This is a genomic window from Desulfotignum phosphitoxidans DSM 13687, assembly GCF_000350545.1.
In the GTDB taxonomy this organism is placed as follows: domain Bacteria; phylum Desulfobacterota; class Desulfobacteria; order Desulfobacterales; family Desulfobacteraceae; genus Desulfotignum; species Desulfotignum phosphitoxidans.
In genome coordinates, this window is the sequence record NZ_APJX01000002.1 from 53,477 (window position 1) to 67,141 (window position 13,665).

The 13,665-nt window shown below is 52.0% G+C and carries 11 protein-coding genes; 10 read left to right on the forward strand and 1 reads right to left on the reverse strand.

Going from position 1 to position 13,665, the window contains the following annotated elements:
- Nucleotides 1-86: 86 nt before the first annotated feature.
- Together DPO_RS04780 and DPO_RS04785 are read left to right on the forward strand one after the other, a co-directional pair.
- Nucleotides 87-1,253, forward strand: a complete 1,167-nt coding sequence (locus DPO_RS04780) for a baeRF7 domain-containing protein (RefSeq protein WP_006964593.1) — start codon at nt 87-89, stop codon at nt 1,251-1,253.
- 37 nt (nt 1,254-1,290) lie between these two features.
- Entirely contained in the window at nt 1,291-2,049 is a 759-nt protein-coding gene (locus DPO_RS04785) for an SDR family NAD(P)-dependent oxidoreductase (protein WP_006964594.1), read from the forward strand.
- Nucleotides 2,050-2,072: 23 nt separating this feature from the next.
- Here the strand turns inward: DPO_RS04785 and DPO_RS04790 are convergent, their stop codons facing one another.
- Nucleotides 2,073-3,692 carry a bifunctional aminoglycoside phosphotransferase/ATP-binding protein gene (locus DPO_RS04790; protein ID WP_006964595.1) on the reverse strand — a complete coding sequence of 540 codons (1,620 nt, stop codon included), beginning with the start codon at nt 3,690-3,692 and terminating at the stop codon, nt 2,073-2,075.
- Between the two features lie 233 nt (nt 3,693-3,925).
- On the opposite strand from DPO_RS04790, the gene glgX reads away from it, so the two are divergent.
- The 8 genes from glgX (at nt 3,926) to DPO_RS04830 (ending at nt 13,599) form a co-directional block, all read left to right on the forward strand.
- The gene (glgX, locus tag DPO_RS04795; protein ID WP_006964596.1) at nt 3,926-6,025 is read left to right on the forward strand and encodes a glycogen debranching protein GlgX; all 2,100 of its coding nucleotides are present in this window, start codon (nt 3,926-3,928) and stop codon (nt 6,023-6,025) included.
- Nucleotides 6,015-6,434 carry an alpha-amylase family glycosyl hydrolase gene (locus DPO_RS25785; protein ID WP_006964597.1) on the forward strand — a complete coding sequence of 140 codons (420 nt, stop codon included), beginning with the start codon at nt 6,015-6,017 and terminating at the stop codon, nt 6,432-6,434. Before glgX ends, DPO_RS25785 begins: the two co-directional genes overlap by 11 nt.
- Entirely contained in the window at nt 6,377-8,524 is a 2,148-nt protein-coding gene (gene treY / locus DPO_RS04805; RefSeq protein ID WP_201765603.1) for a malto-oligosyltrehalose synthase, read from the forward strand. Before DPO_RS25785 ends, treY begins: the two co-directional genes overlap by 58 nt.
- A gap of 5 nt (nt 8,525-8,529) precedes the next feature.
- Nucleotides 8,530-10,263, forward strand: coding sequence for a malto-oligosyltrehalose trehalohydrolase (gene treZ, locus DPO_RS04810; RefSeq protein ID WP_006964599.1), 1,734 nt, complete (start codon nt 8,530-8,532; stop codon nt 10,261-10,263).
- Between the two features lie 34 nt (nt 10,264-10,297).
- Nucleotides 10,298-10,567 carry a glycogen-binding domain-containing protein gene (locus DPO_RS04815; protein ID WP_006964600.1) on the forward strand — a complete coding sequence of 90 codons (270 nt, stop codon included), beginning with the start codon at nt 10,298-10,300 and terminating at the stop codon, nt 10,565-10,567.
- A gap of 57 nt (nt 10,568-10,624) precedes the next feature.
- Nucleotides 10,625-10,912 (forward strand): sll1863 family stress response protein, encoded by a 288-nt coding sequence (locus DPO_RS04820; protein ID WP_006964601.1) that lies wholly within the window; start codon nt 10,625-10,627, stop codon nt 10,910-10,912.
- 114 nt (nt 10,913-11,026) lie between these two features.
- A complete protein-coding gene (gene ppsA, locus DPO_RS04825) occupies nt 11,027-13,414 on the forward strand; it encodes a phosphoenolpyruvate synthase (RefSeq protein ID WP_006964602.1) in 2,388 nt (795 codons plus the stop codon).
- A 2-nt stretch (nt 13,415-13,416) separates the two neighbouring features.
- Complete coding sequence (locus DPO_RS04830; RefSeq protein ID WP_040011584.1) at nt 13,417-13,599, forward strand: hypothetical protein; 183 nt, start codon at nt 13,417-13,419, stop codon at nt 13,597-13,599.
- The last annotated feature ends 66 nt before the right edge of the window (nt 13,600-13,665 follow it).

Consider the following 13,665-nt stretch of genomic DNA (forward strand, 5'->3'; position numbering starts at 1 on the left):
GTGGTTTTTCACCATATGATCCTTTTTCATGGTCTGGTAAGGTGACAAAAACTGGCAACATACCGGATAATAAGGAGAAGAGACAGATGAAACATATAACAACACCCGGTAAAATGCATCTGGCGGATGCATTCAACAAAAATGACCTCGATGCTTTGCTCAAACATGAAAACGCTGCATGCATCTCCATATATATACCTACCCACAGGGGCGGCAAAGAAAGCCTGCAAAATCAGATCCGTTTTAAGAATACCATGGAGAAGATCAAACCCATCGTTCCGGGCATTGACCTGGGCCCTGCCATGGCGCTGCTGGAGAACGGCAATGCCGCATTCTGGCAGTATCAAAAAGACGGGTTCGCCCTTTTTATGTCACCTGAACTGACGCGTGCCTTTCGGCTTTCCATGGACACGCCCGAAGTGGCAGTGGTGGCAGATCAGTTTCACCTGAAACCGGTTTTGCCCCTGGTGGCCTATGACACCACTTTTTTTATCCTTGCCCTCAGTCAGAATGAATGCCGGTTGTATCAGTGCACCCGGCAGCATTGTGATGAAATCACACCCGAAAATCTGCCGGACAGCCTGTCCCAGGCATTGCGGTTCGATCTTCAGGAAAAACAGCTCCAGTTTCATACCGCAAGCCAGACCAGCCAGACACCGGGCAGAAAAGCGGCGGTTTTCCATGGACAGGGTGGGGCTGATGATGAAGATAAAGACCGTATTCTGAGGTATTTTCAAGCCATTAACAAAGCGTTGACCACCTTTTTGGGTCCGCGTTCGGATCTGCTGATCCTGGCGGGTGTGGATTATCTCCATGCCCTGTATCGAACCGCCAATACCTATCCTTACCTTGTAAAAGAAGGGATCACTGGAAATCCGGAAAATATGTCGGCACAGGACCTGCAAAAAGCGGCCTGGAAGATTGCGGCACCGCATACCCGCAAAGACCTGAACCAAGCGTTAAACACATATCACGATCTGAAGGGGTCAGGCAAAACTGCCAATGATCTGGCCCATATTCTTGAGCAGGCACCCACCGGGCAGGTGAAACACCTGATAGTCGCCCGGGATGTTGACCAATGGGGGCAGTTCAGCTGGGATGACGGACCGGTTTTTCATTCTGAAAAGCAGGCGCAAGACCAGGATCTGCTGAATGTGGCCGCATGCCATGCACTCAGAAACGGTGCGTCTGTATTTCCGGTGCCTTTGAAAGAGATGCCCGATGATTCGCCGGTGGCGGCTGTTTTTTATTAACACCCATGCATATAACAAGAAACAGGAGGAAAACACAATGGATCGCTTGAACGCTAAAACCGCATTGATTACGGGCGGTGCCCGGGGAATCGGCCGGGAAATCTGTAAACTGTTTGCCAGGGAAGGGGCATATGTGATCGTCACCGACATTATTGATGATGAAGGCGAACAGCTGGTTGAAGAAATCCGCCAAAACCAGGGCCGGGCAGAGTATCAGCATCTGGACACTTCTGATGAAAAAAATGTGGCCGATGTGATCTCGCCGGCTGACAGCCTTACCATCCTGGTGAACAACGCCGGCATTGCCGGTCCCAACAAACCCACCCATGAAATTGACGTACAGGAATGGGACAACCTGATGAACGTGAATGTCAGGGGGGTATTCCTGTGTACCAAATATGCCATTCCCCATATGCAAAAAAACAAGGGGGGCAGTATTATCAATCTTTCTTCTATATATGGTATTGTCGGTGCACCGGATCTGCCGGCCTATCATGCATCAAAAGGTGCTGTCCGGTTGATGAGCAAGACAGATGCCTTAATTTATGCAAAACAGGGTATTCGTGTGAATTCCCTTCATCCGGGTTATATCTGGACCCCCCTTGTTGAAGAACTGGGGAAAGCCTCGGAAGAAGGGGTGGATGCCTTTCGAAAAAATCTGGACAGCAAGCATCCCGTCGGCCATGTGGGAAAGCCTGAGGATATTGCATATGGCGCCCTGTACCTTGCTTCGGATGAATCCGCATTTGTCACCGGCAGCGAGCTGGTCATTGACGGGGGCTACACCGCCCAGTAAAAGAAATAGCTGACTTTTTGACATCAACCGCTTTTTTGGGCGGTCTGCCTTGCCAGCAGTTCATGCTCACCTGTCAGAATGGTTTCAATGATGCTGTCCAGGGGCTGATCGGTCCGGACCGGCATGTGCACATCCGCTGACAAATGGTCAAAAGGGTCCATGCTCTTTCTTATGGCTGCAAAATGTTCCAGCCGTGCGTCAGATACCGTGGATTGATGTTCCCGATTTTTGAGCCGGGTTTTTATTTCCCGGTCCGGGCACCGGCATTCAACAAAAATGATGTTGGCAGATGTGTCCCGGGCCAGCTGCAATATATCCTGCCGTTCTTTCTGCTTGCGGCAGGCGGCATCCAGGATCACAGAGCTGCCTTTTTCCAGCGCTGCCTGGGCCGTGATCAGCATTTTGCCATACACAAGTGAGGTGGCCTCCGGGGTATACATGCCCTTTTCAAACCCTGTTTTGCCGGATTTGTCAGGCAACTCCTCAAACAGGGTTTTGCGGAGTTCATCACTGCGGATCCAGGGTATGGAAAACAGTGCCGCCAGTTTTTCTGCCACCGTGCTTTTGCCTGCTGCAATCATGCCGCAGGTCACCCAGATGACCGGAAAAGCCATTTTCAGGGCATACTGGTAGGCCAGATCCAGATATTGTTCCATTTCATGAACGTGTTCAGCCTTTTTGGCATCATCGTGTGACGGCATGGCCTCAATCTGCAGATGATACACCTTTACCTGCACCATGGCCCGAAAGCATTTGTAAAAATCAATCACCTGCATCAAATCCGCGTCACTGGTTATTTTTACATAACGGCTGAGCAGAAAAAGGGCGGCCGGCCGGTATCCGAGAAAATCCATGTCCATGGCCAGAAAAGCCAGATCCGATGCCGTGTCCTGGTAACGGAATGTGTGGTTGAATTCAATACAGTCCAGTATCTGAACGCCCTGATCATTGTAAATATGTTCTGTTTTTAAATCGCCATGGGTATCGCAGATATGGTTGTTTTCAATTCGGCGGTCAAATAACTCTTTATGGCGGTCCAGAAACATCCGGGTTGCGGCCTTTATCAGTTGAACTTTTCTTTTGTTGGTCCCGGTGTCGGAAAAATCAGGCAGGTGGTTGAAATTGTCCCGGCACTTTTGCCCGATGGCGTCAAACGAACCAAACTGATCCCTCTCCTTTTTTTTTAATGCAGATGCGTTATAAAAATCAGCCAGGGTATGGATCAGACGGTTGATGAATGATTCAGTCACCCGGTTTGATACAAGCAGGTATTCCAGGGTGTGTTCATCCTGCAGCCGCCGCATTTTAACGGCGTAATCCACGGTTTCTCCGGTTGTGTTCAACCCATATCCGTTTTTGTCCCATGTGATTTTTTCAACCCCAAGATAGATGTCTGAGGTGAGCCGCTGATTCAACCGCACCTCTTCACAGCAGAATCTATAGCGCTTTTCCAGGGTGCTGAAATCAAGAAATCCCAGATTGACGGGTTTTTTGACTTTATAGACCCGATCACCGGCAAGAAAGACATCAGAGATATGTGTCTGCTTGTGTATAATCTCGGCGGGCTTGTGGGGATAAAAGTCAGCAGATGTCATTGCCGCAACCAGTGTGCCATGGTCGTATTTTTTCAAATCTTTATGCATGTGTTTACTCCCTTAGGGTCTGTTCCAGATGTTTTTTACCAAAATCATATAGATACGGATGGGTAAAATAAATGGGTGTATTCCCCCATTTGACGCTGAAACATGTATTTGCATGAAGCCGCCGGTGTAAATACATGTTTTTCCTCATTGAAGATCATACCCGGAAAAACGATAATTGAACTCCAATCAAACAAGCGGAGGCATGGATTAATAGAAATGAAACGAGAACCGTTATGAAGATCTGGCCAGGACAACCATATCCGCTGGGAGCAGTATTCGATGGTTCCGGCACCAATTTTTCCTTGTTTTCAGAGATTGCGGAGCGTGTACAGCTCTGCCTCTTTGACGAAAATGACAATGAAACACGTATCGATCTCACTGAGGTGACAGGGTATTGCTGGCATGGGTATCTGCCCTTTGTGGAGCCGGGCCAGCGGTATGGATTTCGAATCCACGGCCCGTGGGATCCCTCCCGGGGTTTTTGCTGCAATCCCGCCAAGCTGCTGCTGGATCCCTATGCCAAAGCCATGGATGGGAAAGTGCAATGGGATGAGGCAGTATTCCCCTATCCCTTTAGAGAGGGTCCCGGCATCCGCAGCGATACTGACAGTGCCCCTTTCATGCCCAAGTGTGTGGTGCACCAGCCCCATTTCGACTGGAGCGGAGACCGCCGCCTGCAGATTCCCTGGCATGATACCGTGATTTATGAAACCCATGTAAAAGGGTTCACCGTTCGCCATCCGGATGTTCCCCCTGAAATGGCCGGCACCTATGCAGGACTTGCCCATCCTGCGGTTGTTGAATACCTTAAAAACCTTGGGGTCACAGCGGTTGAACTGATGCCGGTGCATTTTTTCATCCAGGACAAACACCTGAAGGATCAGGGTCTGAAAAATTACTGGGGGTACAACTCCATCGGGTATTTTGCCCCCCACAACGAATATGCGGCAGACAACCGTCCCGGCGGTGTGGTGGCTGAATTCAAACAGATGGTGAAAATCCTTCACCAGGCCGGTCTGGAAGTAATTCTGGATGTGGTCTACAACCACACGGCAGAGGGAAATCACCTGGGTCCCATGCTCAGTTTCAAAGGAATCGACAACACCTATTATTACCGGCTTACTGAAGATCCGCAATACTATATGGATTATACCGGCACGGGCAACACATTGAATATGCGCAATCCCCATGTTCTGCAGCTTGTCATGGATTCTTTGCGGTACTGGATTCTGGAAATGCACGTGGACGGATTCCGGTTTGATCTGGCATCCACCCTGGCCAGGGAACTGCATGATGTGGACCGGCTGTCCGCTTTTTTCGACATCATCCAGCAGGACCCGGTCATCAGCCAGGTCAAGCTGATTGCCGAACCCTGGGATGTGGGTGAGGGCGGCTACCAGGTCGGCAATTTCCCGCCGGTTTGGACCGAATGGAACGGAAAATACCGGGACTGCGTCCGGGATTTCTGGCGGGGGGAGGACCAGACCATGGGCGAGTTTGCCGCCCGTTTTACAGGCAGTTCCGATCTGTATGAAAATACCTCCCGCCTGCCCTATGCCAGCATCAATTTCATCACGGCCCATGACGGGTTCTCCCTGCATGATCTGGTTTCCTATAATGAAAAGCATAACATGGCCAACGGCGAGGAAAATCGTGATGGAGAGGATCACAACCGTTCCTGGAACTGCGGTGAGGAGGGAGAAACAAACGACCCGGAGATACGCCGGCTGAGACACCGCCAAAAGCGAAATTTTCTGGCTACCCTGCTCCTTTCCCAGGGGGTGCCCATGCTTCTGGGCGGAGATGAACTGGGGCGGACCCAGCAGGGGAACAACAACGCCTATTGCCAGGACAATGAAATTTCCTGGTACAACTGGGAAAATGTGGACGAAGCACTCCATGATTTTTGCCGGAAACTTATTCAGTACCGCAAAGACCACCCGGTTTTCCGCCGCCGGGGATGGTTTCACGGCCGCTCGATTCATGGCAGCGAGGTCGACGACATCAGATGGTTCACCATGGAGGGAGAACAGATGGCTGAACAGGACTGGGGAGTGGAAGTCACAAAATCCCTGGGTGTTTTTTTGAATGGTGCCACCATTCCCAATCCCAATCCCCGGGGTGAACCTGTCATCGATGACAATTTTTACCTGATTTTCAATGCCTTTCATGATGTACTGCAATTTAAACTTCCCGGACCGGATTATGGCAATCTTTGGATAAAGGAAATCGATACTGAAACCGGGTGGCAGGAAGAGCCGCCGTCACTGAAGGCAGGGGACGCGATCATGGTTGCGGCCCGTTCCCTGGTGGTGCTGCGCCATGAAATTTGAACCTGTTGCCACCTACCGACTCCAGATGCATTCCGGATTCGGCTTTGACCAGGCCGCAGAGATTGTGCCCTATCTGCATGATCTGGGTATCAGTCATATGTACACCTCCCCCTACCTCCAGGCAGCTGCCGGCAGCACCCACGGCTATGATATTGTGGATCCCGCACACGTCAATGCGGAACTCGGGGGAACCCAGGCCCATGCCCGCCTGTGTGAGACTATTCGTGCCGCAGGGCTTGGGCATATGATCGATGTGGTGCCCAACCATATGGCCGTTGCCGGGCGGCAGAATCCCTGGTGGTGGGATCTGCTGGAGAACGGACCGGCCAGCCGCTTTGCCGGGTTTTTGATGTGGACTGGCACAGTGGCGCAAACCGATGGCCCGGCAAGCTTCTTTTGCCGGTTTTAGGAAATCACTATGGCCGCATCCTCGAGGATGGCGAACTGCAGTTGTCATATGAAGACGGGGATTTTGTCATTCATTATCATGAGCATCTGTTCCCTGTGGCACCTTCCAGTGCGGCCGAAATTTTGTCCAGGGCCGGGGAAGATGACGGATCAAAAGAATCGCGCATCAAAGCAGAGGTGACACGCCTGAACCATGATCCGGATGCCCTGGATACAGTCATTGAACAGCAGCATTACCGGCTGGCTTTCTGGCGCATGGCGGACACAGATCTTGGATACAGGCGGTTTTTCAACATCAGTGACCTGGCAAGAATAAGGGTTGAGGACAAAACGGTTTTCGCGGCTGTCCATGCCCTGCCTTTGGCCTGGGTTAAAAAAGGATGGGTCCAGGGGCTGCGCATTGACCATCCGGACGGTCTGTGGGACCCGGCCCAGTATTTTCACAGGCTGCAAAAGGCCTGCCCTGATGCCTGGATCGTGGTGGAAAAAATTCTTGAACCCAAAGAAAATCTTGCGTCAGACTGGCCGGTTGCCGGCACCACAGGATATGATTTCATGAATCTTGCAGGGGGGCTGTTTGTAAATCCTGCATCCGAGGAGGTGCTGACACAGCTGTATGCGGATTTTACAGGAATACAACAACCGTTTGAAGCACTGGTCCATGAATGCAAGCACCTGGTGCTCACCACTATCCTGCAAAGTGAGATCAGGCGCCTTACCAGTCTTTTTGAAGAAATCTGTGAAAGGCACCGACGTCACAGGGACTATTCCCGGCAGGAACTGCGCAGGGCCCTGTGTCAGACAGCCATCCATTTTCCGGTGTATAGGTCATATGTGTCTGCCTCAGAAAACAGGGTGTCTGAAGAGGACGAACACCATATCAATGCGGCCATTGAAGGGGCTGCAATGGTGCGAACGGATCTTGACCCGGACCTGTTTTTATTTCTTAAAGACCTGCTTTTGCTGCAAACCAGAGGGGCCCTGGAAGCAGAACTGGCCATGCGGTTCCAGCAATTGACCGGCCCGGCCATGGCCAAGGGCGTGGAAGACACCGCTTTTTATCGGTACCACCGCCTGGTCTGTCTCAATGAAGTGGGAGGAGATCCAGGCAGGTTCGGAGTGCATCCCCGGCAGTTTCATGGAGCCTGTGCCCGTGCACAAAAAGAACATCCGCTGGGACTGCTGGCATCCACCACCCATGATACCAAGCGCAGTGAAGATGTCCGGGCCCGGCTGGCCCTGCTTTCCGAGATCCCGGACCCATGGGCGGATGCGGTCCGCAGATGGGCTTCCAATAATGCCCGCCACCGTTCTGGCGGGGTGCCTGATGCCAATACCGAATACCTGTTGTACCAGACCCTGGTGGGGGCCTGGCCCATTGATCTGGAAAGAATCTGTGCCTATATGGAAAAAGCGGTCAAAGAAGCCAAGGTGCATACCTCCTGGACAGCTCCGAATAATGCGTATGAGCGCGGTCTGGCTGATTTTATCGCTGCCGTGCTGGCAGACAGGACATTCTGCACAGACCTGGAAAATTTTGTCGCAGACCTGGTAGCACCCGGCAGAATTAACAGCCTTGCCCAGACCCTGATTAAACTCACAGCCCCGGGGGTTCCGGACATCTACCAGGGCACTGAACTATGGGATTTGAGCCTGGTGGACCCGGATAACCGCAGGCCCGTGGATTTTGCCCTGCGCCGCCGCCTGCTCAGCCAGTTGCCGCAAATGAGCCCTGAAGAGATCCTGACCGGAATGGACAAAGGCCTGCCCAAACTCTGGGTCATCCGCCAGGCCCTGCATCTGCGCCGCACCCTTCCGGAATTTTTTGGTCCCCGGGCCGATTATTGCCCGTTGTATGCCACCGGCCAAAAAGCAGACCATCTGGTGGCGTTTTTCCGGGGACAGGATGTGATCTCTCTGGCCCCAAGGCTTGTTATGGGTCTGGATAATGACTGGGATGATACCATTTTAGAACTGCCTTCGGGAAAATGGCACAATGTTCTGACAGGTGATGAAGCGGACGGCGGTGCTGTAAGGCTCCAGGAACTGCTGCACCGTTTTCCTGTCGGCCTGCTGATGAAAAGGAAATAACTGCCATGACAGATATGCGTGTCTGGGCCCCAAAGGCCGGAAAAGTAACATTGCACAGCAATGACCAGGTGCTTGCCATGACACAGGATGCAGGCGGCTGGTGGCATGTGGATGCCCCCTTTATGCACCACGGCGTTGATTATGCCTTTGCCGTGGACGGCAACGGACCGTTTCCGGATCCGCGTTCTTTCTGGCAGCCCAACGGGATACACGGGTTTTCCAGATGGGTGGACCATTCTGTCTTTGAGTGGACTGATGCCGGCTGGCAGCAGCCGCCTCTGGGATCAGCCGTCATCTATGAACTGCACCTGGGAACCTTCACCTCTGAGGGCACATGTGATGCAGCTGTCGGCCGCCTGGATCATCTGGTGACACTGGGTATCACCCATGTGGAACTGATGCCCGTGGCACAGTTTTCCGGTGACCGCGGATGGGGCTACGACGGTGTGGATCTGTACGCCCCCCACCAGGCATACGGCGGCCCAGAAGGGCTGAAACGCCTGGTGGATGCCTGTCACCAGCGCGGTCTGGCCGTGCTGCTCGATGTGGTGTACAACCATCTGGGGCCTGCGGGAAATTATCTGAACCAGTTTGGGCCGTATTTCACTGACCGGTATGCCACCCCCTGGGGAGAAGCAGTTAATTTTGATGAACAAGACAGCCATGAGGTGCGGCAGTTTTTTATCGATAATGCCGTCATGTGGCTCAAGGACTACCACTTTGACGGGCTGCGCATCGATGCGGTCCATGCCATTTTGGACAGATCTGCCATTCATTTTCTGGAAGCGCTTGCCAATGCCGTAAAAAATCTGGAAACAGCCCTGGGCCGGCATCTTGTGCTCATCGCAGAAAGCGATCTGAATGACCCCCGGGTGATCCGTTCTCCAGCGGTGGGGGGATACGGCATTGATGCCCAGTGGAACGAGGATTTTCACCACGCTCTGCATGCGGTGCTGACCGGGGAAAATCAGGGCTATTATCAGGATTTCGGCACCCTGGCCCAGCTGGCAAAGGTGTTGACTAAAGGGGTGGTGTATGACGGTTGCTATTCGGTTTACCGCCGCCGCTGTCATGGACGGCCCGCCACCGGAATTTCCGGCACCCGGTTTGTGGGATGTCTGCAAAACCATGACCAGGTGGGCAACCGTGCCCTGGGCGAGCGGACAAGCCGGCTGCTTTCACCGGGCCTGCTGAAAATCGGTGCTGCCCTGGTCATGACGTCTTCTTTTGTGCCCATGCTGTTTCAGGGGGAAGAATGGGGGGCCTCAACACCATTTCTGTATTTTACCGATCACCGGGAACCTGAACTGGGAGAAGCGGTGAAGCGCGGCCGGCGCAAAGAATTTGCCGCATTCGGATGGGAAAGCGAAGAGATCCCCGATCCCCAGGATGAAGAAACCTTTGCGCAATCCAGGCTCAACTGGGAGGAACGGCAAGAGGAGAACAGCAGGCACATGCTGGCGTGGCATCAATCGCTCATTGCGCTGCGGCGCCGCCTGTCATGCTTGACTGATGGAGAAACTGAACAGGTATCTGTTATATTTGATGAAACAGAGCGCTGGCTGACCATGACACGGGGACCGGTGCTGGTGACTTGTAATTTCGCAGAGACTCCCCGAACAATTTCCTGCGCTGATGCAAAAGATAAAAAAATGGTTCTGTCATCAACAGATGACATTGTTGTGGAAGACACCACCCTGATGCTTCCGGCACATGCGGTTGCAATACTGTTCGGGTAAAAAATAGAATCTTAATTTTATAAGGAGAAAAAACATGGCTGATAATAAAAAAAAGCGCGTTACTTTTAAAGTTTTTGCCCCGGAAGCCCAACAGGTTGTACTTGCAGGAAGTTTCAATAAATGGTCCCAGGATTCCGATGCCATGAAAAAAGATGAGACAGGAACATGGAAAAAAATAAAAATACTGCCCAAAGGCACCTATGAATATAAATTCATTGTCGATGGAACATGGACCTGCGATCCCAATTGTCCTGACATCGTTTGTGATGATCAGGGTTCGGAAAACAACATGATTGTCGTGTGAACCGTTTTGAAGGCGACAGATCTGGTATCAAAAATCACACTATAAAAGGAGAGAACAATGGGTAAGAAAGAAGCGTATGAACAAAAATTAGAGGCACAGCTGAAAGAATGGAAAATTGACATCGATAAGATGAAGGCAAAAGCCGACAAGGCAGATGCCCAGGCCCGGCTTGAATATTACAAGAAAATTGAAGAGTTGCGCACCAAGCAGGAAGCCGCACAAAAAAAGCTCACAGAGCTGAAAGCAGCTGGTGAAGATGCATGGGAAGATCTTAAAGCCGGTATTGACCTTGCGTGGGGTTCACTGGGAGAGGCTGTAAAATCCGCCAGATCCAGATTCAAATAGCGGGTTGTTTAAAAGACAATCCCAATGGGTTTATTCTGCGTGATCTGCAGGTCATAGCTGATAGGAAAATGAATCCAGGGTTGAAAAAAAGACAGTGTTTGCAGGAGATATAGTATGAATACCGCAAAACAAGACAATTACGTACGATGGTTTGAAGATCTGAATTCAGAAGATGTCGGCCGGGTCGGGGGCAAGAATGCGTCGCTGGGGGAGATGGTCCGGGCCCTTAAAAAAAAGGATATCCGTGTTCCGGACGGCTTTGCCACAACCACAACAGCCTTTTGGGCATTCATTGAAAAAAACCAGCTGCAGGACAAGATCACAAAACTGCTCAAAACTTATCAGCAAAAAAAGGCATCTTTGCAAAAAACGGGGCAGGCCATCCGGAACTTGTTCAACCAGGGAGAAATGCCTGGGGATGTGGCACAGGCAATCTTTTCTGCCTATAAAGATCTTGCCGGGCGTTACAATGTAAAAGAAGTGGACGTGGCAGCCCGCTCGAGCGCCACGGCCGAGGACATGCCCAAGGCCAGTTTTGCCGGACAGCAGGAATCTTTTTTGAATGTAACCGGTGAAAAGGCATTGCTCACAGCCTGCAAAAAATGCTTTGCCTCCCTTTTCACTGACAGGGCAATCTCCTACCGGGAGGAAAAGGGGTTTGACCATATGAAAGTTGCCCTGTCAGTGGGCATCCAGAAGATGGTCCGTTCCGATCTGGCCGGTTCCGGGGTATTGTTCACCCTGGATACTGATTCCGGGTTTCCGGATGTAATCCTGATCAACGCAGCCTGGGGCCTTGGCGAGAATGTGGTCCAGGGTACGGTCAATCCGGATCAGTATACGGTTTTTAAACCATTTCTGGGAAAGGAGGGAATCGATCCTATTATTGAGAAAACCCGCGGTTCCAAGGAAAAGAAAATGGTGTATGCCAAAACCAAGCCCACCAAAAACCTGAATACTTCCAAAGAGGAGCGTGAATCCTTTGTGTTGACGAACCGCGAGATCATGCAGCTTGCCCGCTGGGGCGTAGAGATTGAAAAACACTATGACACGCCCATGGATATCGAATGGGCCAAGGACGGTGAGCAGGGAGATCTGTTCATTGTACAGGCCAGGCCGGAAACCGTGCAGTCCCAGAAAACCGTTGGAAACATGAAGACATATACGCTCACACAAGATCCGGGAGAGCGTCTGGTTACCGGACTGGGTATCGGCCAGGCCATTGCCCCAGGAAAGGTCAGTGTCATCAAGAGTGCACAGCAGATCGATCAGTTCCAAACCGGTGCTGTGCTGGTAACCACCATGACCGATCCGGACTGGGTCCCGATCATGAAGCGCGCTGCAGCCATTGTCACTGATCAGGGGGGGCGCACCTCCCATGCCGCCATTGTCAGCCGCGAGCTGGGAATTCCCGCCATTGTGGGTGCAGAGGATGCAACACAGATCCTCAAGCAGGACCAGGCAGTGACGGTCTCCTGCGCCAAAGGAGACAAGGGCCATGTATATGCCGGAAAACTGGAATTTGAAACAAAGGACCTGAACCTGGAGGATATTCCGGAAACAAAGACCCGGATCATGCTGAATATCGGGACCCCCGAAGCGGCCATGCGCTGGTGGAAACTGCCCTGCAAAGGGGTGGGCCTGGCCCGCATGGAATATCTGATCAACAATGTGATCAAGATCCATCCGTTGGCCCTGGCCCGCTTTGATACGGTTGAAGACAAGGATGTCAGAGACAAAATTGAGAAATTGACCTGGGAATATGAGGACAAGACCGAATATTTTGTGGAGCTTCTGGCCCGGGGCATTGCCGTCATCGCAGCCTCCCGGTATCCCCACCAGGTGATTGTGCGCATGAGCGACTTCAAGACCAATGAATATGCTGATTTGATCGGCGGCAGCCAGTTCGAACCCGGAGAGGAGAATCCCATGCTCGGGTGGCGGGGGGCATCAAGGTATTACAGTGAGGACTACCAGGACGGTTTTGCCCTGGAATGCCGGGCCATCCGCCGGGTGCGGGAAGATATGGGATTTACCAATGTGACCATCATGATTCCTTTCTGCCGCACCCCGGCCGAGGCGGACAAGGTGATGGATGTCCTGGATAAAAATGGACTGAGGCGGGGTGAAAAAGATCTTCAGGTGTATATCATGGCGGAAATACCCACCAATATTCTGGAAGCTCCGGCCTTTGCCGAACGATTCGACGGGTTTTCCATCGGATCCAATGATCTCACCCAGCTTACCCTGGGCATCGGGCGTGATTCAGAAAAGCTGGCCCCTTTGTTTGATGAAAGCGAAGCCTCTGTCAAGATATTGATCCGCAGCCTTATCGAAAGTGCGCACAAGGCCGGCCGCAAGGTGGGGATCTGCGGGGAAGCCCCCAGCAATGATACCGAGTTTGCCGCCTTTCTGGTGGAAGCCGGTATCGATTCCATCTCGTTACAGCCCGACAGTGTCCTCCAGGTCATAAGGCGCGTGGCCGAAATGGAACAAAACTGATCGTGGACACGTCCGGAGAGGCCCTGGAAAAGGCATGCAAAGAAGGGGTATATATGATCAAGCCCAATATCGGTGAATTCAGGAAACTGGCAGCCGGTACTGCAGCCGTCATGACGCCCGGCACACAATTGTGCCGAAAAGAAGACACACAAAGATTGTTTGAAACCATGATTTCAGAAAGCTGATACCGCACAGACTACATTGAAGAATGGCTTTATGGCCTTTTTTTTTAAAGAAAACAAAAAGGAAAG

What these genes read in the sequence shown, in the direction of transcription:
- DPO_RS04780 (WP_006964593.1), top strand. Translation starts at nt 87, where the DNA reads ATGAAACATATAACAACACCCGGTAAAATGCATCTGGCGGATGCATTC.
- DPO_RS04785 (WP_006964594.1), top strand. Translation starts at nt 1,291, where the DNA reads ATGGATCGCTTGAACGCTAAAACCGCATTGATTACGGGCGGTGCCCGG.
- DPO_RS04790 (WP_006964595.1), bottom strand. Translation starts at nt 3,692, where the DNA reads ATGCATAAAGATTTGAAAAAATACGACCATGGCACACTGGTTGCGGCA.
- glgX (WP_006964596.1), top strand. Translation starts at nt 3,926, where the DNA reads ATGAAGATCTGGCCAGGACAACCATATCCGCTGGGAGCAGTATTCGAT.
- DPO_RS25785 (WP_006964597.1), top strand. Translation starts at nt 6,015, where the DNA reads ATGAAATTTGAACCTGTTGCCACCTACCGACTCCAGATGCATTCCGGA.
- treZ (WP_006964599.1), top strand. Translation starts at nt 8,530, where the DNA reads ATGACAGATATGCGTGTCTGGGCCCCAAAGGCCGGAAAAGTAACATTG.
- DPO_RS04815 (WP_006964600.1), top strand. Translation starts at nt 10,298, where the DNA reads ATGGCTGATAATAAAAAAAAGCGCGTTACTTTTAAAGTTTTTGCCCCG.
- DPO_RS04820 (WP_006964601.1), top strand. Translation starts at nt 10,625, where the DNA reads ATGGGTAAGAAAGAAGCGTATGAACAAAAATTAGAGGCACAGCTGAAA.
- ppsA (WP_006964602.1), top strand. Translation starts at nt 11,027, where the DNA reads ATGAATACCGCAAAACAAGACAATTACGTACGATGGTTTGAAGATCTG.